The 20,399-nt window shown below is 70.8% G+C and carries 19 protein-coding genes and 1 pseudogene; 16 read left to right on the top strand and 4 right to left on the bottom strand.

The window, feature by feature from the left end; all coding sequences use genetic code 11:
- Window positions 1–75: 75 nt before the first annotated feature.
- The 14 genes from ACFYXK_RS33185 (at window position 76) to ACFYXK_RS33250 (ending at window position 13,336) form a co-directional block, all read left to right on the top strand.
- Window positions 76–1,059 (top strand): NlpC/P60 family protein, encoded by a 984-nt coding sequence (locus tag ACFYXK_RS33185; protein WP_389414532.1) that lies wholly within the window; start codon window positions 76–78, stop codon window positions 1,057–1,059.
- A gap of 413 nt (window positions 1,060–1,472) precedes the next feature.
- Window positions 1,473–1,679: a hypothetical protein gene (locus ACFYXK_RS33190; RefSeq protein WP_389414533.1), complete on the top strand. Its 207-nt coding sequence runs from the start codon at window positions 1,473–1,475 to the stop codon at window positions 1,677–1,679.
- Window positions 1,664–4,237 (top strand): ATP/GTP-binding protein, encoded by a 2,574-nt coding sequence (locus ACFYXK_RS33195; protein ID WP_389414534.1) that lies wholly within the window; start codon window positions 1,664–1,666, stop codon window positions 4,235–4,237. The genes ACFYXK_RS33190 and ACFYXK_RS33195 overlap by 16 nt, the downstream gene beginning before the upstream one ends.
- Window positions 4,234–5,163: a replication-relaxation family protein gene (locus ACFYXK_RS33200; protein ID WP_389414535.1), complete on the top strand. Its 930-nt coding sequence runs from the start codon at window positions 4,234–4,236 to the stop codon at window positions 5,161–5,163. The genes ACFYXK_RS33195 and ACFYXK_RS33200 overlap by 4 nt, the downstream gene beginning before the upstream one ends.
- Window positions 5,164–5,656: 493 nt before the next feature.
- Window positions 5,657–6,256 carry a hypothetical protein gene (locus tag ACFYXK_RS33205; RefSeq protein ID WP_389414536.1) on the top strand — a complete coding sequence of 200 codons (600 nt, stop codon included), beginning with the start codon at window positions 5,657–5,659 and terminating at the stop codon, window positions 6,254–6,256.
- Window positions 6,257–6,828: 572 nt separating this feature from the next.
- Complete coding sequence (locus ACFYXK_RS33210) at window positions 6,829–7,131, top strand: hypothetical protein (protein ID WP_389414537.1); 303 nt, start codon at window positions 6,829–6,831, stop codon at window positions 7,129–7,131.
- 64 nt (window positions 7,132–7,195) lie between these two features.
- Window positions 7,196–7,921 carry an SAF domain-containing protein gene (locus ACFYXK_RS33215; RefSeq protein ID WP_389414538.1) on the top strand — a complete coding sequence of 242 codons (726 nt, stop codon included), beginning with the start codon at window positions 7,196–7,198 and terminating at the stop codon, window positions 7,919–7,921.
- Entirely contained in the window at window positions 7,921–8,739 is an 819-nt protein-coding gene (locus tag ACFYXK_RS33220) for a hypothetical protein (RefSeq protein WP_389414539.1), read from the top strand. Before ACFYXK_RS33215 ends, ACFYXK_RS33220 begins: the two co-directional genes overlap by 1 nt.
- Before the next feature lie 22 nt (window positions 8,740–8,761).
- On the top strand, window positions 8,762–10,297 hold the full coding sequence (locus tag ACFYXK_RS33225) for a CpaF family protein (RefSeq protein ID WP_389414550.1): 1,536 nt from the start codon (window positions 8,762–8,764) through the stop codon (window positions 10,295–10,297).
- Window positions 10,294–11,226 carry a type II secretion system F family protein gene (locus tag ACFYXK_RS33230; RefSeq protein ID WP_389414540.1) on the top strand — a complete coding sequence of 311 codons (933 nt, stop codon included), beginning with the start codon at window positions 10,294–10,296 and terminating at the stop codon, window positions 11,224–11,226. The genes ACFYXK_RS33225 and ACFYXK_RS33230 overlap by 4 nt, the downstream gene beginning before the upstream one ends.
- Window positions 11,223–12,116 carry a type II secretion system F family protein gene (locus ACFYXK_RS33235; protein ID WP_389414541.1) on the top strand — a complete coding sequence of 298 codons (894 nt, stop codon included), beginning with the start codon at window positions 11,223–11,225 and terminating at the stop codon, window positions 12,114–12,116. Before ACFYXK_RS33230 ends, ACFYXK_RS33235 begins: the two co-directional genes overlap by 4 nt.
- A gap of 21 nt (window positions 12,117–12,137) precedes the next feature.
- Window positions 12,138–12,335: a hypothetical protein gene (locus ACFYXK_RS33240; protein WP_389414542.1), complete on the top strand. Its 198-nt coding sequence runs from the start codon at window positions 12,138–12,140 to the stop codon at window positions 12,333–12,335.
- An 84-nt stretch (window positions 12,336–12,419) separates the two neighbouring features.
- The gene (locus ACFYXK_RS33245) at window positions 12,420–12,818 is read left to right on the top strand and encodes a TadE/TadG family type IV pilus assembly protein (protein WP_389414551.1); all 399 of its coding nucleotides are present in this window, start codon (window positions 12,420–12,422) and stop codon (window positions 12,816–12,818) included.
- On the top strand, window positions 12,815–13,336 hold the full coding sequence (locus ACFYXK_RS33250; RefSeq protein ID WP_389414543.1) for a TadE/TadG family type IV pilus assembly protein: 522 nt from the start codon (window positions 12,815–12,817) through the stop codon (window positions 13,334–13,336). The genes ACFYXK_RS33245 and ACFYXK_RS33250 overlap by 4 nt, the downstream gene beginning before the upstream one ends.
- Before the next feature lie 20 nt (window positions 13,337–13,356).
- Here the strand turns inward: ACFYXK_RS33250 and ACFYXK_RS33255 are convergent, their stop codons facing one another.
- Together ACFYXK_RS33255 and ACFYXK_RS33260 are read right to left on the bottom strand one after the other, a co-directional pair.
- Entirely contained in the window at window positions 13,357–13,692 is a 336-nt protein-coding gene (locus ACFYXK_RS33255) for a hypothetical protein (RefSeq protein WP_389414544.1), read from the bottom strand.
- 36 nt (window positions 13,693–13,728) lie between these two features.
- A complete protein-coding gene (locus tag ACFYXK_RS33260) occupies window positions 13,729–14,262 on the bottom strand; it encodes a DUF4262 domain-containing protein (protein WP_389414545.1) in 534 nt (177 codons plus the stop codon).
- Between the two features lie 244 nt (window positions 14,263–14,506).
- Between ACFYXK_RS33260 and ACFYXK_RS33265 the strand changes: the two genes are divergently transcribed.
- Together ACFYXK_RS33265 and ACFYXK_RS33270 are read left to right on the top strand one after the other, a co-directional pair.
- Complete coding sequence (locus ACFYXK_RS33265; protein ID WP_389414546.1) at window positions 14,507–14,953, top strand: pilus assembly protein TadG-related protein; 447 nt, start codon at window positions 14,507–14,509, stop codon at window positions 14,951–14,953.
- A gap of 30 nt (window positions 14,954–14,983) precedes the next feature.
- Window positions 14,984–18,217, top strand: coding sequence for a LysM peptidoglycan-binding domain-containing protein (locus tag ACFYXK_RS33270; RefSeq protein WP_389414547.1), 3,234 nt, complete (start codon window positions 14,984–14,986; stop codon window positions 18,215–18,217).
- A gap of 79 nt (window positions 18,218–18,296) precedes the next feature.
- Here ACFYXK_RS33270 and ACFYXK_RS33275 read toward each other — a convergent pair whose 3' ends face one another.
- Together ACFYXK_RS33275 and ACFYXK_RS33280 are read right to left on the bottom strand one after the other, a co-directional pair.
- Complete coding sequence (locus tag ACFYXK_RS33275; RefSeq protein ID WP_389414548.1) at window positions 18,297–18,731, bottom strand: hypothetical protein; 435 nt, start codon at window positions 18,729–18,731, stop codon at window positions 18,297–18,299.
- A gap of 622 nt (window positions 18,732–19,353) precedes the next feature.
- A pseudogene (locus ACFYXK_RS33280) lies at window positions 19,354–20,399 on the bottom strand (hypothetical protein); the annotation flags it as partial.

The following is a 20,399-nucleotide window of genomic DNA, read 5'->3' on the forward strand; positions in this document are numbered from 1 at the left end:
GCTCTGGCGGCATGCTGTACCGCTCCGGTGCTGATGTCAGCCGCAGCCGGCCGGCCGGGCGGCCAGGGTGCACCGGTGGATGCCGAGGCAGCCGGCATCCCGGAGCGGATGCTCGCCGCCTACCTCACCGGCGCCGCGCAGCCCGGTAACTGCCCGGGAATGCGCTGGCAGATCCTTGCCGGGATCGCCCGCGTGGAATCCGACCACGCCGCCGGACACCAGATCAGCGCTGGCGGGGACATCAGCCCGCCGATCACCGGCCCCCGCTTGGACGGGTCCGGAGCCGGCGGCAACACCACGGCCATCACTGATACCGACGGCGGTGCCTGGGACGGCGACGCCCAGTTCGAACGGGCCGTGGGACCCTTCCAGTTCCTGCCCGAAACCTTCCGCTCGTACGGAAGGGACGGCAACAGCGACGGCACGGTCTCCCCGCACAACGCGGACGACGCCGCAGCCTCGGCCGCCGCCTACCTCTGCGGCAACGGCCGCGACCTCTCCGATCGCCAGCAGCTCCGCGCAGCGATCTACGTCTACAACCACTCGCAGGCCTACGTAGACGACGTGCTGTCCGGCATCGACCGCTACGACGCGCTGGGCAGCAAACCGGCCACCCCGGCGGGCAACGCCGGCGTCGTCATCGAGGCCGCGCTCGCCCAGCAGGGCATCCCCTACTCGTGGGGCGGCGGCGGCCCCGGCGGCCCCAGCACCGGGATCTGCTGCTCCCCCGGCGGCCAGGACGGCCGCACCGTGAGCGGATTCGATTGCTCGGGCCTGACCCAGTACGCCTACGCGAAAGCCGGAATCAACCTGCCGCGCACCGCAGCGGAACAGGCCGGCGCCGGGCAGCGGATCCCCGCCTCGGCCGGATACGGCGCGCTCCAGCCGGGCGACCTGATCTTCTACGGCTACAACCCGGCCTCCGACTCCACCATCCACCACGTCGGGATCTACCTCGGCGACGGACAGATGATCAACGCGCCCCGGCCGGGCAGGGTCGTACGGATCGATCCCGTAAACGCGATGCCCGACTACGCGGGCGGAACGAGGCTGCTGTGAGCACCCCACCCAGCGCAGGCCGCCTGATCGCCGCCGCCGTCGTCCTGGCAACAGCTGGCACCATGCTGCTGTATGCGGGAGTCCGTACCGGTTCGCCCCGGCCCGCCACGGGCGCCTCGGCACCGCGGCCGGCAGCGGCGGCCCAAGCCATCAGCCCGCAGCCGGCCATGACGTCTGCGTCACCGCAGGCTTCGGTCACCCCCGTACTCCCGGCCGCGCCGACGGCCTCGCCGAGCAGGTCTGGGCCGGACAGGCTCGCAGCCCGGACCAGCAACACACCGGGGGAGCTCCCGCCTCCCGGATCCGGTCCAGAAGCCGATCCGCTCATCCAGCGGGCCCTGGACCGGGCCAGCCGCCCGGACCTCCCGCCCGACGATGAGCGCGCACTGCTCGAGGCAGGGCGTGCCGCATGGATGACGGAGACCGCCGGATACACGCAGGTGCGGATCCAGGCCGCCATCGCCCGCCGCGACACCAGCCTCGAGGCAACCGGGAGCCAAGTGCGCGCGGTGGTGCGGCTGGTGTGGGCCGGAGGCGACCCGGCCGGGACCCACCTCGACGGACGCCCCGCCATTCTCCTCTACACACAGGACGGAAACGGATCATGGAAGCGCACATGACGGCCGCCGGCATCGTCCACGCCGCCGCCTCGCTGCTTGAGGCCCTGGGAGCGGTGGCTCACTGGGCCGTGGCCAATTCCTGGTGGCTGGCCCTGCTCGGTGCGGCCGCCTGGGCTGGCTGGGAGTACCTGCAGCGGCGGCTGGCCGCCGAGGCGCTGTCACGCCGCACGCACCTGGAGCTGGTCCCGACGGCGGCGTTCGAGGCGGACAGTGAGCAGATCTGGCGGCAGGGGATGCAGCTGGTGCAGGCGGCCGGGTCGGGGCCGTGGTGGACACCGCGCCGGGCCCGGTCGGTGCGGGTGCGGCTGCGCGCCGACGGCGTGCGTGCTCTGGCCTACCGGATCGAGGCCCCCGCCAGCGCGCACGCACTGCTGGCCCGGACCCCGTACGGGCCGCGGGTCGAGGTCCAGGAGGTCGCTCCGGTCGCGGACAAGCACCGGCCCCACGTCGTGCGGGCGGTGCTGACCCTGCACGGCGAGCCGGGATCGCGCCTGCGGGAGGTCCCCCTGGACCCCGACCCTCTGCAGCCGCTGCTGGACGCCGTGGGTGATCTGCGGGCGGAGTACGGCGACCTCGCCGAGGTGTGCGTCGACCTCTCCCCCGCACCGCGCTGGCACCTCGCCGTACGCCGTGCGCAGGCCATGCAGCGCGACCGCGCGCAGGCCCGCCGTGAAGCGCAGCGCGATGCACGGTGGTTGACCCGTGAGAGCGACGACAGCTTTCCGGCCGTCGTGGGCCGGCTGCTGGACCCGTCAGAGTGGCAGGGCCGGCCGCGGAGGCGGATGGTGATGTCGCCGCAGCCGCGCCGCAGGGGCCGGGAGAAGGTCCTGGGCAAACTCGCCCACAGTCCCGGGCTGGTGCGGGTGCAGATCCTGGTGCGGTGCGCGTCGAACGAGGCCGGGCGCGCACAGGCCCGGCTGGCCCGCATCAGCGCCGCGATGGACGTCTACGCCGGGCCCTCGCGCCTGACGTCGCTGGGCTGGTCGCTGGGACCACTGCACCTCGGCCCGGACCGGCGGCCCTGGCGCGGCCGGTTCGACGAGCAGTGGACGCGCGCAGTGCTGCGGCCCGCCCGCGGCGGATGGGCGCACATCCAGGAACTCGCTGGATTCCTCAAGCCGGTGACGGCCGCGGCGAGGGTGGCGCTGATGGAGAGCGACATGCCGACGTACGAGATGGGGGCGGATCTGCTGCCTCAGGGCTGGTACCGGGGACCGGACGGGCGGGAGCGGCTGCTGGCCACGCACGAGGACGACACGTTGTTCGAGGTCCAGTCGGGCAAGGCGGGATGGGGCAAGACCACCCGTGCCCAGGTCCACGCCATCGCCAGCGCCCATAACGGCCGTGGGCTGGCGTTCGTGGACCCGCACGGCGACAGCTTCGCCGACGTCTCCGTCTACCTCGCCCACGAGGACCTCATCGACCGCGTCGCGCTCTTCGATCTGACCGTCCGCAAGGACACCGACATGCTCGGCTGCTGGAACCTGCTGGACATGAGCCAGCACCGCCCGCCGCACGAGGTGTGCGCGGCGGTCGTCGAGGCGTTCGCGGGAGCCCTGGGGTGGGGGGATGTCACAGCGCCGCGTGCTCTGACCATCCTGACCAAAGCCGTCGAAGCCCTGGTGGCCGTCAACGCCCGCGCCGTCGCCGCAAAGAAGCCTGCGCAGCAGGCCACCATCTTCCAGATCAGCGCGCTTCTCACCGACACCCTGTTCCGGCAGGCCGCTGTGGCAGCCCTGGACAACGAGGCACGCAGGTGGTGGACGGACAGCTTCCCCGACCTTCCCCGCGAGAGTCTGCTTACCGTCCTCAACCCCCTGGAGCGGCTTGGGGCCTCCCCGGTCGTCCGAGGCTTCCTGGGATGCCCCGTCAGCGGATACGACATCCGCCAGGCAATGGACGACGCCATGGTTCTGTGGATCTGCCCGCCCGGCACCGGACCCACCGACCGGCTGCTCATCTCCCTGATCGTCCACGACTTCCTGCGGGCCGGCCTCTCCCGCCGCGACCTTCCAGAGAAGGCACGGTGGCCGTTCCGTTTCTACCTGGACGAACTGATCAGCCTGGACCACGGATCATCCACGGTGCTGGCGGAGATCACCGAGCAGCTGCGCAAATTCGCGTGCCGTCTGCACGGGATGACCCAGCTGCTGCACCGGCTCAGCCCCGCTACCCGCGCCGCCCTCATGCAGAACGCGTCCTGCCTGTCCACCACGGCCGGATCGGTCGAGGCCATTGCCCAGATCACCGAGCAGTGGCCTGGCACCGTCACCCCCGCCGACATCGCCGCGCTGCCCCGCTGGCAGCACTACGCATCCTTCACCGTGGCCGGCAAACGGATCGGCCCCCTCCCCGTCCGAGGCCCCGCGCTGGCCGAGGTCTTCGACGGACTTGCCCGGCCCGGCCAAGTCAAAGCCCTGCACAAGGCCGCGCACACCCACACCGGCGCCCGGCCCCTGGCCGAACGGACCACGACCGCGCTCGCCCAGGAAGCGCAGGTCCTGGCCTTCCTCGCCCCCGTCACTGCCCACGGCAAGACAGGAGAGCAGTACGCATGACCACCACCGTCAACGACGCAGCAGCCCCGGGAAGCGTGGGCTTCCAGCCCGCGAGCGGTGACAGCCAGGCCCACCAGGTGCTCGCGCTGATCGCCCAGCACCGGCTGCTGACCACCACCCAGCTCCACCGGATGGTCGCCCCGCACCTGCCGCCCCGCAAGATCCACAAAGTCCTGGTGCCACTGCGCGAGGACGGGCTGATCACCCACACCACGCTCCCCGGCCGCCTGCAGGCCCACTTCCTCACCCCCGCCGGGCACCAGACCGTCGCCGAATGGCCAGAGCTCCGCGGACGCACCCCCACCCCCATCCACTCCCCAGCCGCAGCCCTGCTGCGCGCCGGCCACATCCTGACCGGGGCCCGAGCCCACATCGCCTTCCTCACCGACGCCCGCACCCGAGACGACGAATACCAGGCGCTGGACTGGGTCCCCGAGATCACCCACCGCCTCCCCGACACCGCAGGCGAGGACCGGCTCATCGCAGACGCCGTCTTCCACTACACCGCAACCAGCCCCCGCCGGCTCCAGTACCGGGCGTTCGTGGAAATCGACCGGGCCACGATGAGCAGCGAGCGCCTGGCCCGCAAACTCATCACCTACGCCCGCTTCCACGACTACACCCCCCAGCCCACTGGCCGCCGCGGCACCATCGGAGACCAGGCCGCCCTGCTCGCGTGGCAGCGTGTCTATCCCCGCTTCCCCCGGATCCTGTTCATCCTCACCGGCGCCCCCCGCACCACCCTGACCAACCGGATCGCCGACCTGCGCAGCATGGCCGCCGATCACGAGCTCGTCGCCCGCATGGGCGCCCGCGTCCCCCTCGGCGCCGCCGTTCTCGAGGACCTCGAAGCTTCCGGGCCCCAGGCCGCGGTATGGACACCCCTCACCGGCGGCAGCGATCCCCGCGGCTGGACCGAACTGTGACCCACTACCGCCGCCCGCCAGCCTCTCTCCCGCCGGGCACCGACGAGCTGTCGTTCCGATCTCCGCAGTGCCGCCCGAACGGGTGAGGCCGGAGCCGGTGGGCTCCTCACCCGCCCCGACCGTGACCCTGAAAGCCGGATCCGGTGAGAAAAGCGGTGAGTAGCGGCCGGAAGCATTATCACCAGCAAAGAATCAGCCAGAAGGAAGAGTTCCGGCCACGCCGGGGCATCGACCCGCCAACCACCCATCCCCGCCAACCTCAGAAGCGATTCCCGCACCTCACAGCCCTGCGGTCATATGCCGAAACGGCAATCCAGGGCAAAAGTGGCGTTCGCTCAACTGCACCCCAAGAACCCCATAGAACCTGGGGCGTTGACATCGTAGGGTGCCCTGTACCAACGCCGGACCACAGCACCCTAAGACGTTGCACCAGCGATTTCGCCGCCCTGGAGAACGACACCACCCACCCATCCGACGAGCCGGGGGTACCTCTGTGACTACGACACGACACCACCACACCCGAACCACCCGGCTGCGCGCAGCCGCCGCCGTCACCGCGGCCGTCGCCACCCTTACCACCGGGTGCGCCACCGACGCCAAGGACGACAAGGCCGCGGCCCCGAGTCCCAGCGCTTCCGCCAGCCCGTCGGCATCGTCCACCCCTTCCGCCGACCCACTGGAAGCCGACAAGACGGACGTCCGTACCGCCTATGACCGGTACTGGGGTGTACTCACCGAGGCCTACGCAAAAGCAGACTCGTCGGGGACGGCCTTGAAGGATGTGGCTTCAGGTTCCGCATACGCGCAGAACGAAAGCGATCTTGCAAGCCTACGCAAGGCGGACCAGATCATCACCGGAAGGGCACAGCACTCGAACACCGTTGTGGAGCTCAAGGACGGGCAGAAGCTGAAGACCGCTTCCATCACTGACTGTGTCGATGTCACGCAGTGGAAGCCGGTGGACAAGACGACCGGCAAAGAGGTCGCGCTGCCTCCACAGCGGCTCCTGCGGTACCTCACCACACTGACTGCCGAGAAGTGGCCAAGTGGCTGGGTCGTGATCGAGGAGAAGATCCAGGACCAGGCATGCTGAGACGCCAAGCCGCTGCTGTCTTGGGCAGCCTGGCCCTGGTTACTGCCATCGCTTCGCCGTCGTATGCCGATGGAGGCACCGGTGCGAGTCGCTGCGCCAGCATGCGCGTCTGCGTCGAGGTGAAGATCCGCCCGAAGCCGGGGACCGACGGTTCGACGCCTGACAGGCCCGGAGGTGGCGGTAGCGGCACCAGCGAGCCGGTGGTCGACGGAGTCTCCTGCGGTATCCGTCTTCTTGAGCCTCAGCCCCCCGTCGGCAGCGCGCTGTGGGAAGGGCACTCACCTGGTGACGGTGCCGTCTACGTCAATCCGTGCGTCTGGCAGGGCCCTGGAACATCCAACATCGACACTCTGGGCAGGGCCTTCTGGTCGAAGGACGTTCCCGCACCGGCCGTTGATCCGGCCGTCCTGGCTCAGCGGGCGGTGGACAGCATGCTCCTCGCCGGCCCGGCGATCGCGAGTCCACGGCCGGACGGGCGGTACACCGTCGGGGTGCCGATGTGGCTGTGGGTAAGCCAGAGCCCCACCACGTGGGGGCCAAACACGGCCTCGGCGTCGGCGGGCGGGATCACGGTGACTGCGACAGCGAGGGTGTCGTCCGTCGTGTGGGCGATGGGCGACGGGTCCAGCGTGACCTGCAAGAGCCCCGGTACCCCGTACACGGCGGCCCGCGGGATGTCGCCGTCGCCGGACTGCGGGCATCTGTACCGGACGACTTCGGCCGGGCAGCCGGGCGGCGTCTACAAGGGCACGGCGACGTCTACGTGGAGCGTGGACTGGGCGGTGACCGGTGGCGGCCGCACGGGCCAGCTGACCGAGGTCCGCCAGTCGCCGTTCACCGTGTCGGTGGGCGAGGTCCAGGTAGTCGGCCAGTAGCGGCCCGCACTCTGCCCCCATTGCTTCTCTCCTCATCTGTTCTTCTCTTCTGGAGGCACAGCACGTGAGCACGTCCACCCAGCCTTCGACACCCCGCGCGGTGCTGCCCGGGCCCGCCGGCCCGCAGAACGGCTCGGCCGCTGCTCCCCGCGTCGTGCGCCAGAGGCGGCGCCGCCCCGGTCTGATCGCCCTGTCTATCGCGCTGATCGCGGCCGGGGGCCTGTCAGGCGCACTGCTATTCACGGCATCGGGGCAACGGTCCAGTGTGCTCGTGGTGGCCCGGGACGTACCGGTGGGGAATGCGATCACTGAGGCCGATCTCGCTCCAGCCTCGCTCGCCCTGGACCCTGCGGTCACGGCGGTCCCTGCGGCGAAGAAGGCCGGCATGGTCGGCCAGCGTGCAGCCGTGGCCCTGAAGTCCGGCTCGCTCCTCTCCCCCGGACAGGTCACCTCCACTTCCCTGGTCAAAGCAGGCGAACAGCTGGTCGGTGTCGCGCTCAAGCCATCGCAGCTTCCGGCGTCGCGGCTGTCGCCGGGGCAGAAGGTTTTGATCGTCTCGACGCCGGATCCGGCTCAGGCCAGTGCGGCAGCGGGGGCCGGCAAGGCAGCCGATACGGCGGCGCCGGCGACGCTCGCGGCGACGGTGGTTGCGGTGGGTGTGGCTGCGCCTGCGACGGGGGTCGTGGTGGTGGACGTGGCGGTGCCCGCGGCCAGCGGGCCGACGCTGGCCGCGCGCGTGGCGACCGGCGCCGTTGCGCTGATCGTGGCCGCGCAGGACGGGGGCAGCTGATGACCGTCATTGCACTGGCCGGCGGGCTGGGTGCCCCAGGGGTGACCACGGCGGCGATGGCGCTGCTGATGACGTGGCCGATGCCGCCCGAGCACCGGGTTGTGCTGGCCGAGGCCGACCCGGACGGCGGGGCGATCCTGCCCGGCGCGCTGCAGGGAACGCTCGACAACTCTCACGGGCTGCGGAACCTTGCGGTGGCGGCGAGGCAGGGGCAGTTGGGTGAGGCGTTCTGGCGGCAACTGGTGGACGTCACCGACGCCGGGACCCGTGACCGGCTGGTCCTGCCCGGGCTGTACGACCCGGCGCACGCCTCAGCGATGGAACCGGTGTGGCGGCCGCTCGCCAAGTTGTTCACGGGGATCGAAGCCCACGGGCACGACGTGATCGTGGACCTCGGGCGCCGTGGGGCGTTCGGTCCTTCCGCGGTGCTGGCGCAGAGCGCGGACGTGGTCCTGGTGGTGGCACGCAGCACGCTGCGGTCGCTGCAGAGTGCCCAGGTGCGCCTGGAGGCGCTGCGCGAGGTGCTCGGCGGGACCACCGAGCTGGGCATGCTGCTGGTGGATGAGGGCCCGTTCTCGAAGGAAGAGGTCCGCAAGCACCTGGGGGTCGAGGTCACGGCGGTGCTGCCGTGGCGGCCCAAGGAGGCCGCGGTGCTCTCGGACGGCGCCGAGCAGCCCCGCCGTTTCGAGTCCGGGGAGCTGATGCGCTCAGCCCGGTCGGCCGCCGTGCGGATCCAGGAGCTTGTGGCTGTGCGCCGTACACGCCTGGCCCCGCCCGCCGGGCCGGGTGCCGCACGGGTGGTGACCGGTGCGCGCTAACCCCCTGCACAACAACCCCCAGATGCCCCCGGGTTCGCTCCAGGCCCGCCTGGCCGGCTCCCGCACCAGCCCCGCGTCTCCCGTACCCAGCGGGCACCTTGGCGCCCAGCCGGTGAATCCGTGGGTACCGCTGCCTGCCACATCCCTGCCCGTCGCTCCCCCACCAGCTCAGGATCAGGCGGCGGTCCTCGATTACGGGGCGGTCCGTCTGATCAAGAAGGAGGTCGGGGAACGGCTGACCGAGCTGCTGCGGGCCCGGCCGGGCATGAGTGCCGCGGCGCAAGAGCAGCACGGCCGGCACCTGATCAATACGCAGGTGGCGGTGTGGTCCGATGCCGAAGCCGTCAAACGCGGCGTTGCAACGTCTGCGGCAGAAGACGCGGCAATCGCCCAGGCCGTATTCGACCTGCAGTTCCGGGCCGGGCGTCTGCAGCAGCACCTGGACAACACTGGGGTGGAGAACATCTTCATCAACGGGTTCGCGGATGTGTGGCTGGACTTCACCGACGGGCGCCGTGTGCGGGTGGCACCGGTCGCGGACTCCGACGAGGAGCTGCGCGAGCTGCTGCGGGATCTGGCTAGGCGCACCACCGGCCAGGCCGAGCGCAGTCTCTCGACCGCGGATCCGTTTCTGGCGCTGCGGCTGGCGGACGGGTCGCGTCTGCAGGCGGTCATCGACGTCACGCCTGGCACGTATGTGACGATCCGCCGGCACAGCATGCGCCATGCGGACCTGCCCGAGCTGGTCGGCCGCGGCATGCTCGACACCACGCTGGAGCAGTTCCTGCGGGCGTGTGTGAGCGCGGAGAAGAACGTGATGATCGTGGGCGGGCAGGCGGCGGGCAAGACGACGCTGCTGCGGGCTCTGCTCAAGGAGATCGATGCGGACGAGCGGTTCGCGACGCTGGAGACGGAGTACGAGCTCTTCGCCCACGAGAACGGGCACCACCGGCAGGTGGTGCCGATGGAGGCCCGTGAGTCCAACGGCGAAGTGGTCGCCGGGCAGGCCGCAGGTGAGATCACGCTCATGGACCTGATGTACCGGGCGCTGCGCATGACGCTGACGCGGATCGTGGTCGGTGAGGTCCGCGGCCCGGAGATCGTGGCCATGCTTCAGGCGATGACCAACGGTGCGGGCGGCAACCTGTGCACCCTGCACGCCATCCACCCGAGTGTGGTCTTCGACCGGATCGCCGAGCTCTACCTCCTCGCCCAGGCCAACATGTCGGAGTCGCTCGCCTACCGGCAGGCCGCCAACGGGCTCCACTTCATCGTGTTCGTCTCCTCCGTGGACGAGACGAAGATCGGCGGCCACCGCCACCGGTTCATCTCACACGTCCTGGAAGTCACCGGCATCGGCGAAGGCGGACGCCCCGAGACGAACACCATCTTCGGCCCGCGCCCCGAATGGGGCGAGCACCGCGCCGTCCCGCTCATGCACCCCCGCTGCATTCCCGACCTGCGCCGCGCCGGATTCGACGCCGCCCTGCTGAACGACCCATCCGGGGCTTGGGGCGCGCCCCTGCCGCTGCTGGTTACCGAGGGGGCGGCGCTGTGAGCGTGCTGCTGTGGGTGCTGGCCGGCCTCGCCGTCGCGGGCGGGCTGGTCGGCCTGGTCGCCGGGATCGCCGGAACAACCGCGCCCAAGGGGCCCGGTGTCGCAGCCCGGCTTCGGGCCGGGCGGCATCTGGCCACCCGGGATGAGCAGATGGCCCGCCGTACCCGCCTGACCGGCGGAGCCCTGGCCGGGGTTTTGTTGTGGCTGATCAGCGGGGTGTTCATCGCCGGGGTGATGTTCTTCCTCGCGGTCATCGGGGTGCCGTGGCTGCTGTCGCCGACGAAGTCGGCCACCGCCCGGATCGCCAAACTGGAAGCCCTCGGCGACTGGACCCAGCGCCTGGCCAACGTCCTGCGGCTGGGCCGCGGTCTGGACGAGGCCCTGCAGGTCTCCCGCAGGGGCTGCCCCGAGGACATCACGGGCGAGGTGGCCGACCTGGTCGACCGGCTGCAGGTCGGATGGCGGCCGGTGGACGCGCTGCGGGAGTTCGGCGACGCACTGGGCGACGTGACCGCGGACAAGGTGGTGGCCGCCCTCGTGCTGTCGGCCGCCGACCGCGGGCCTGGTCTGGCGCAGGCGCTGGAGGACCTCGCGGAGTCCGTCCACGAGGAAGTCGCCCGGCGCCGGGCCATCGAGGCCGACCGTGCCAAGCCGCGCACCACGATGCGGTGGATGACGATCATCACCCTCGGCGTGATCGGATGCGGGTTCCTCATCCCCTCCTACACCGCCCCCTACGGCACCCTGCTCGGGCAGCTCGTCCTGGCCGTCCTGCTGGCCGGGTTCGTCGGAGTCCTCGCGCTGATGCGGCAGATCGCCGACATCAAGCCCGTGCCCCGCTTCCTGATCGCCGACCCCCGCAGCGCCGTCACCCCCGCCCCCGCCGCCGGTGACAACGCCGAGGAGCCCACGGTGGAGGTGAGTGCATGATGCCCGTCGCAGCGATCCTGTCCGGCGCGGCTATCGGAGCCGGCGGCGCCCTGCTCATCCGGGAAATCCTGCGGCCAGCACCCGCCCTCGGACCGGCGCTGCGCCGCCTCAACCAGCCCGCACCCGCCCCCGCCGCCACCCCGTCCGGCGAGGCGGGCACCGACCGGGACGAGCGGTGGGGGCAGTGGCTGCTGGAGCGCCTCGGCGACATCCCCGGCGTCCGGATCCCCTATAAGGACCTCGCTCTGACCGGGTCCACGCCCGCACGCTTCGTCCTGACCAAGGTGGCGCTAGCCGGTGCCGGACTGCTGCTGCCGCCCCTGTCCACGGTGCCGCTGCTGCTCCTCGGCCTGCCGCTGTACCTCCCGGCGATCGTCGGGCTGCTCGCCGCCGTCGTGCTGTGGTTCGCCCCCGACCTCGCGCTGCGGGACAAGGCCAAGCGGGCGCGGGCGGAGTTCGCGCACGCCATGGCCGCCTACCTCGACCTGGTCGCCCTGCGCCGAGCCGGGAACGTCTCGGCCGAACAGGCCATGGAACAGGCCGCGACGGTGGGGCAGGGGTGGGCGTTCCGGCGGATCCAGGCGGCGCTGGCGCAGTCGAGGGTCGACAAGGTAGCGCACTGGGAGTCCCTGGCCCGCCTGACCGCCGAGCTGGACCTGCCAGTCATGGACGACCTCGCCGCCATCATGCGGCAGTCCGCCGACGACGGCGCCTCCGTCTACACCACCCTGCGCTCACGCGCCCGCAACCTGCGCACCGAACTCCTCGCCCAGCAGGCCGCGGACGCCAACAGCGACAGCGAGAAGATGACCGCCCCCGGAGCACTGCTCGCCGTCCTGGTCATGCTCCTGATCGCCTTCCCGGCCATCATCCGCATGCTCACCACCTGAACCGAACAAAGGAGTTCCGTCATGAAGACGCTCGTCCGCCTGAACGTCGCCCTGCGCACCCACTGGGAGAAAGTCCAGGCGCATGCCTCCGAGGACCGGGGCGACATCTCCATCACGACCATCATCATCTGGGTCGCCGCCGTCGCCGGAGCCCTCGCCATCGCCGGGACCATCGGCATCGTCGTCACCAAGTACAACGGCAAGCTGTCCGGCATCTAGCAGCAGCGCAAGGGGGGAGAGGGGGACGCAGTGACGCCTACGGCGCGGGGACGGCCGGTCCGCAGCGGGCGGTCCGGAAGCCGGCTGACGCCACTCCGGCGGCGGCTGGCCGGGGACCGGGGGGAGGCGTCGATCCAGATGGCGATCATCTTCCCGTTCGTCATCCTGGTCACCGTCGCGGTGGTCCAGGCCGCACTGTGGGTCCACGCCCGCAGCATCGCGCTGACCGCTGCCCGCGAAGGCGTCGCCGCCGCCCGCGTCTACCAAGCCCCCGACGGCGCAGGCGCAGCCCGCGCCCAGGAGACCCTCGGACGGATCGCGGGCGACAGCCTCACCGCAACCGCCGTCACCACCTCCGGGAGCTCCGCAACCAACGTACGGGTCACGGTCACCGGCAGCGCCCCATCCCTCATCCCCGGAGTGGGCGGACTGTCCGTGTCGCAGTCAGCCGGCGCGCCACGCGAAAGGTGGACTACACCATGAAATCCACCCGGATCATGACGTGGCTACGGCGGCGCACCGCGGGGGGTGACCGGGGCAGCGAGACGATCGCGGCCGCGATCGTCACCCCACTGCTGCTCATGCTGCTGTGCCTGGCCATCGCGGGCGGGCGGATCGTCACTGCCGGCGCGAAAATCGACGCGGCCGCCGAGGACGCGGCCCGCGCCGCGTCCATCTCCCGCACCTACAGCAGCGCGCAGGCCGAAGCCTCAGCCGCCGCCGCCCGCTCCCTGAACGACCAGGGCATCCACTGCGCCTCAACCAGCACCAGCGTGGACGCCTCCGGGCTCGCCGTACCGGTCGGGCAGGTCGGCACCGTCACCGTGACCATCTCCTGCACCGTCACCATGAGCGACCTGCTGCTGCCCGGCGCTCCGGGATCCAAGACCATGACCAGCCGCTTCACTTCCATCGTGGACGCCTACCGCACCAGAGCTCTTGGGTTCGCTAATTCTGAAGGGTCCTGGAAGGCGAACCGCAGTATGGGGGCCGTGCAGTGAGCGTCCAAATGTACTTGGGTTCACGCTCCGTCCGTCGCGCGATTCCGAGCTCCTGCTTGGCAGGCTGTTCGTGCTGCGAGCCAGACGGTTTGGAACTGTTCGAGGGAGAGGGCGTGCGGATCATGTCCGTCCCACTCCTGGACGGGCACCTCAGCTGTGGCGCCGAATACCTTCTCGTAGTCCGCCAGTGTTCCGGCCGCCTGAGCGGATTGCCATTCGGTCAGGGAGGCTGCGGCGACCGGTTTCTCAAGGGGGCCTTGGAGTTCAATCTGGCGGGTGACCCAGCCGTCGGCGTCGACCTCGAAGTAGAACCAGGTGTCTTCCTCGGTCCAGTAACTGCGGAACCAGTGCCTCATGCCGTCATTGTCCGCGACGACACCGTCGTCGCACGCTCAAAGGTCCTGCGTCCATACTCCGGCGGGGTGTTCGTCGGGGTGCAGGTCCAGTCGGGGTTGGTGGCGCAGGAGGTCTTCCCCGCCGGCCTGCCAGGGGAAGACTCCGTCGCGGTTGGGCCAGACGACCTGGAGGACTGGGAACGGCGGCTTGCGGTAGTAGGCGATCGCGGTTCCGAAGAACGCCTTGTACCAGCGGTAGTCGACGGCTCTGAGGGCGACGGGGACACTTGCGACGTCGTGCCGTTCCTGGCCTGTTTCCAAGGGCTGGCCTTCAACAGCTTGCTGGGCGAGGTCGTTGAGGATCGTCTGCATCAGGCGGACGTCCAGGCCGAACATCGCAACCTCGGGCCTCCGGTGGCTGTGCCACAGGCCGATGGTGTACGCCCAACCAGGTCCGTGATCATCGGCGGGAATCATCGTGACCTGCCAGCCGTGCTGCTCAATGACGTTGACGGTGGACTGGGTACGGGGATCCAGTTCGTTGACGTCCTGGCAGACGACGCAGTGGCAGGGGGCGTGACTGGCTGGCATAGCCGTGAGGCTAAGGGAGCGGTTCGGCCTCGAGCTCGGCGGGATCGGTCAGACGGAGGGGTCGGTGTCGGTGAAGCCGGGGTGGTCGACGACGCCGCTCTAGCGGAGGCTGGCATTGATGGACAGGCCGAACAGGTTGTGCAGGCGTTTGGCGTCATCGTGGTGGCTTTGCGGGGCTTGTGCCTCGGCGGCCGGGGACGACCGTTGGCCATGACGTCTCTTTTCCGACACGGGAGGGCTGAACATGCGACACCTGCGTACCTGGTGGCACAGCCGACTGCACGAGGACCGGGGCGGGATCGCCATCTACACGGCGATCGTCACCGTGGCCCTGCTGGCGATCATCGGGCTGGCCATCGACGGCGGCGGCAAGCTCCGCGCCACCGAGCGCGCCGACGCCGTGGCGATGGAGGCGGCCAGGGCCGCCGGGCAGGCCATCGACCCCGCGGCTGCCGTCACCGGGGCCACGGTCCGTGTCGATCCCGCAGCCGCCCAGGCGGCCGCGCAGGCCTACCTCGCCCGAGCCGGTACCCAGGGCAGCGCCGCCCTCTCCGCCGACGGCACCCAGCTGACCGTCACCGTCCACGACACCTACCCGACCAAGTTCCTGGCCATCATCGGCCTCGGATCGATGAACGTCACCGGGCACGGCTCCGCCCACCTGCTCTACGGCACCACCCAGCCCCAATAGCCCACCGCTCGACGCGAGAAGGACCGGCCGATGCCGAAGCCCACCCCCGCCCCCACCACGCCGCGGCGGCGCGCCGGCGCTCAGACCGCGGCCGCAATGCTGCGCGGCCTGCTGGCCCTGACCGTGCTGGCTGCGCTGCTGGCCGGTCTGCCGGCCCTGCTGTGGTGGGCCACCGCCCGCGTCGGGCCACCCGGACTCGCCGCCCTGACCAGCCTGCTGTCCACCGAGGACTCCGGCCAGGTCTTCCTCCTCGTCCTCGCCGCCGCCGGGTGGGCGGGATGGGCGTGCTTCGCCTGCGCGGTCCTGCTCGAGATCCCCGCCCAGCTCCGCGGCCGCACCGCACCCCAGATCCGCGGACTGCTCGGGCAGCGAGCCGCCGCCGCACTCGTCAGCGCCGTCATGCTCGCCCTGCCCGCCGGCACCGCCCTCGCCGCCCCCGCCACCGCAGCACCCGCCAGCACCCCGAACATCAGCGCGAGCGCCGCCGCCGTACCGGGCACCCAAACCAGCGCAACAAGCGGAGCAGAAACCTCCGAACCAGCGGCCAGCACGGCCGGCACCCACACCGTCCGCGACATCCGCCCCGCTGAAAGCCTGTGGTCCATCGCCGCCGAACGCCTCGGCGACGGCGAGCGGTGGGGCGACATCGCCGCCCTCAACGAAGGCCACACCATGGTCGACGGCACCGCCTTCCATGCCGACCAGCCCATCCAGCCAGGATGGATCCTGCAGCTTCCCGCCGACGCCCGCCCGGCGGCGACAGGTGGAGAAACCCCGCAGCACACCGGAGCGGCCCCTGCGACGTACACCGTCAAGGAGGGCGACAGCCTGTCTGGCATCGCCGCGACCATCCTGGGCAGTGCCGACCGATACCAGGAGATCTTCGACCTGAACAAGGGCCAGGCCCTGCCCGACGGCAGCGTGTTCACGGACCCCGACCTGATCTACCCCGGCCAGCGGCTCACTCTCCCCCAGGCCGCCACCGCAACACCCACCCCGCCGCAGACCCCGCCTCCCACTCCGGCGCCCGCTGCACCCCCGGCAACGGCAACACCGTCGTCGGCCGCCCCCGCACCATCGGCATCCTCACCCGCGACACCCGAACCCGCGCCGTCAACCGCGGCTCCCTCGGCCGGCGGCCCGCAGCAGACCACCCCCACACCTGCCACCCCGTCCCCCAGTGACACCACCACCCCAAGCACCCACAGCCCCGCGACCATCAACTGGGCGCTGGTCGCAGGGATCGGCACCCTGCTGGCCGCCTCCCTGGCCGGCGCCCTCGGAGTCCGCCGGATCCTCCAACAGCGCCAGCGCCGCGCCGGGCAGACCATCGCCCAGGACCCGGACCCCACCACCGTGGAGCAGGTCCTGGGCGCGGCCAGCGAGCCGGACGCAGTCGGGCTCCTCGACCATGTCCTGCGCACCCTCGCCCACCACGCAGCCGAGGCAGAACGCGAACTACCCACGCTGCGGGGTGCCCGCATCGATACCGCCGACATCACCCTGCTGCTCGACGAACCTGCCGAGCTGCTCACCCCCTTCAACATGGGCGGTGACCCTCGATCATGGACCCTGGACGCCCAGGCTGTGCTGCTGCCCGCCGACCAGGCGGGCGACGTCCAAGCCCCGTACCCGGGGCTGGTCACCCTCGGCGCGACCGAGACCGGTCTGCTCCTGGCCGACCTCATGACATGCCGAGTACTACTCCTGGACGGCAAAGCCGACGAGGTCCTCGAAGTCGCCCGCGCCCTCGCCCTCGAGCTCGGCACCTGCGCCTGGACCGACTACAGCGAAATCCTCACCACCGGGCTCGGATCCCGCCTGGCCGGGCTCCTGCCCCAGGGCCGGATCCGCACCATGCCCCATCTACCCGCCGTCGCCGCCGACCTCGGCGAGCTCCTCCTCGAAGCCCACCAGAGCGGCGAGCAGGTCCTGCCCTGGCTGCTCATCGGCGCCGGCGACAGCGACGAGGAACACGTCACCCAGCTCGCTGACGCCCTCGCCGCTGCCCGTACTCTGCACACCGCCGTCGTCCTGCCCGCCACCGACACCACCCGGCGCGCGTTCCCCCACGCCGAAATCCTCGACACCACGCGCGATCAAGACGTCCGCCTCGCACTGCTGGACGAGCCGGTGACCTTGCAGCGGATCACCGACGAGCAGTACCTGCAATACGTCCACGCCCTGCAGGTATCCGCCCAGGAACCCGCGACCGCGACCGGGGCGTGGGAGTTCGCCGAGGACCACGACCAGCCAGCTGCCAGCGCGCCTTTGGCCGTGCGGGTGACCAGTGAGGGCGCTCACGACCCGGGCAACCCCTTCCCCGCCCTCCTTGCGGCCACCGCCCCAGGCGACCCCGCGGCCGCTGAAACCGAAGCCGCGCACACCGCCGCAGCCGCCGACACCAAGGGCCAACCCTCCGCCGGTACGCCGGGCGAACACGCCCGCCCGGGCCAGCCCAGCGAACTCATCCCTGCGGCCCGGACCACAGCCGAACAAGGCGACGAGGACACGGTCTGTATCGAGATGCTGGGCCCCCTGCGCATCACCGGCGGCCTCGGATCCGCCCACAGCCCCCGCACCAACGCCATCGCGGCTTTGATCCACCTGCGCCCCGGGCGCAGCGCCGAGTACCTGTGCCAGGCCATGGACCCCGTCAACCCCTGGTCCACCCGCACCCTGCACTCACGCCTGTCCGAGCTGCGTAATCAGATTGGTCTGAACGACGACGGGTATCCGCTGCTGCCGCGGCCCAAGAGCGGCAGCGGGTACCTCTTCCACCCGGCAGTGACTTCGGACTGGGACCGCTTCCAGCAGCTGGCCTCGCGCGGGCTGGCCGCCGGGCCCGAGGGCGGCATCGCGGATCTGGAAACGGCGATGGGGCTGGTGCGGGGCAAGCCGTTCGACGGCCGGACCCTGCCCTGGGCCGACCCTGTCATCCAGGACATGCTGTCCCGGATCACCGACACAGCCCATACCCTCGCCCGCTGGCACACCGACGGGACCACCCCCGACCTCGACGCAGCCCGCCACACGATCCAGCAAGCCCTCGACGTCGAAGAGACCTCCGAAGTCCTCTACCGCGACCTCCTCCACATCGAATGGGCCGCCGGCAACCAGGCCGCCATCCGCAAGACAATCGCCCGCCTGCAGCAAATGGCCCGCACCTACGACATCACCCTCGACAGCCTCACCGAGGACACCATCAGCCTCGTCCTGTCCGGCCGGCCCTCCCCCACGACCGCCGGGACCACGGCGACCTGATACCCAGCACGGCATAGACGGGTGTGGGCACCTGGAGCTGCAGTTGCCCACACCCAATTCAGGGCTGGCGGTCCAGCGGTCACGCGAGCGCCGCTACCCGGTGACGGGCCGCGGCGAGGAGTTCGGCACGAGCCTGCCACTCACCGGCAGGCTGCCGCGTCACCCACTCCTCCCGTACTTCCGCCACCGCCGCGCATACCGCCTGTACTTCCTCAGCCATCGCTTCGTCCAAGGCATCCAGCTGCGGCCCCGTGACAACCACCGGCCCATAGAAGCCGTACGGGATCTCCATCCCCCGCCACACGGACGCCAGCACCCACACCGACAGATTCATCGGCAACCGCTCAGACTGCCCATTCCCATGCACATGGAGCTGCGTCCTTCGGTGATAGACCGCCGCATCCGCCGGACCGCCCACAGCAGTACGCACCACCTGCCACCGACCCGCATCCTCACCCGGCCAGGGCAGCACAACGACCGCGCCATCCACATCGATCCGTAAGACCGTGCCCACGTCACCCTCCTCATCACCAAGCCAGCCATCAGCCTAGAAGCGATCAGCTGGCATTGACCGACGAACGGGGAGCAACCAAGCCCCCGAATAGCTCACCAGCCCTGGCGCAGCCACGCCTCGCTGCCGTCGACCGGTGAGCACGCTGCCAGGCACCGGGCACGCAGCGGTGCAAGGGGGCTGCTGACTTTGGGAGACCGGTCATGGCCGATGACCGATGGAGGTCGGATCGGTCACCGGTCACCGGTCATCCTGACCATCGGTCATCGGTCAAACCGCAGGTCAAAGGAGGTGCGGGCTGTTGGACCGGTCACGACGAAAACAGCCGAGCACAACCACGTGCCGGGCGTCGCCCACGCCCGCTCGCTTCGAATGGGGCCTCAGACTCGGCGTGCTGGTGACCTCGCATCGGTGAGGTGATAGTCGGTCACTCACCGATTCAGTCACCGGATTGGTCACCGAATCAGTCACCGGTCACGCCGTCACCACGGTCAGGCCATGACCGGTCACCGGTCACGTCACGAGCTCACCATTCATCGGTCACCGGTCACGGAGGCGTCGGTCACCGGTCACCGGCCACCGGCCACCGGCCACGGAGGAATCGGTCACGCAGGGGCGGTCAGCTTCAGACCGAGCGGAGGTGAGCGCGCCCCTGTCCGCGCTGCTCGGTGAGGTGCTTGCCGGCGTCGATCACGCGGCGCTGACCTGTCTTGGGGGATACCCCCAGGCGGCGGGCCACTTCTGCTCCGGAGAGTTTTACGCCGGTCTCCTCGGCTTCGGTGAGCCAGGCGGCGACGGTGAGGATCTGCTGCTGGACCAGATCCAGGACAGGCTCGTCGGTCTGCTGCTCGGGCAGCCGGGCAGCGGCCGCACCGGTGTCGGTGACCGTCGCCTCCCAGCGCTCGGTCTCCCCAGCAGGCGCCGGGACCGGATCGGTCAGCACGTCAGGGGACATCTGCTCACGTCGTGCGGCCGGCAGCCGGTCACCGGCCGACGACAATGGCGCCGCCGGTACCTGACCGGACACCGAGGCCTGCAAGGCGGGCGCATGAACGTCGCCTCGGGCCGAGAAGGGTGCAAAGAAGGCGTGGGGTTCGCCACGGTGACCGGTCACGGAACCCGCATCGGTCAGAGCCGTCCGGCGTCCGGGGAACCGGGTCAGTAGCTCCTCTACCTCTGTCGCGGGCAGCGGCCCACCGGTCACCGGGTCCACCACCCCGTACGCCTCGGCCAGGTGCACCACGAAAGCGGCGGCATCAGGGGCCGCGCCGGTGCGCGCCGCGTACGAGCGGCATGCCTCCCAGAGCTCCGCCTCCGTCATACGAGCCTGCTCGGCGGCCACCGGAACGGCCGGCTGTGCCGGAGGCAGCGCTCCGGGGAATTCGGGACCGTAGGGATGATCCTGACCGTACTCGCCGTGTGCGGGGCCGATGTCCGACTGCAGCCCGTGGGCAAGGCTCTCATCCATATCCGCGGACCTCTCCAAGGCCTGCTCCCCCAATACAGCTGGTGCCCCGAGCCGAACGCCCTGCGGTGCATCAGCCCGCTCTACCGCCAGGTACTCGGCGGTCGCCGGCGCCGGGGGCAGCAGCACCGGGTCGATGCCCGCCGCCGCCAGGCCCTCCGGGGCCGTCTGGGAGAGGGGGACGCCGATCCGGGCCAGCCGGAGCG

The organism is Streptomyces sp. NPDC002209, from assembly GCF_042890265.1.
GTDB lineage: Bacteria > Actinomycetota > Actinomycetes > Streptomycetales > Streptomycetaceae > Streptomyces.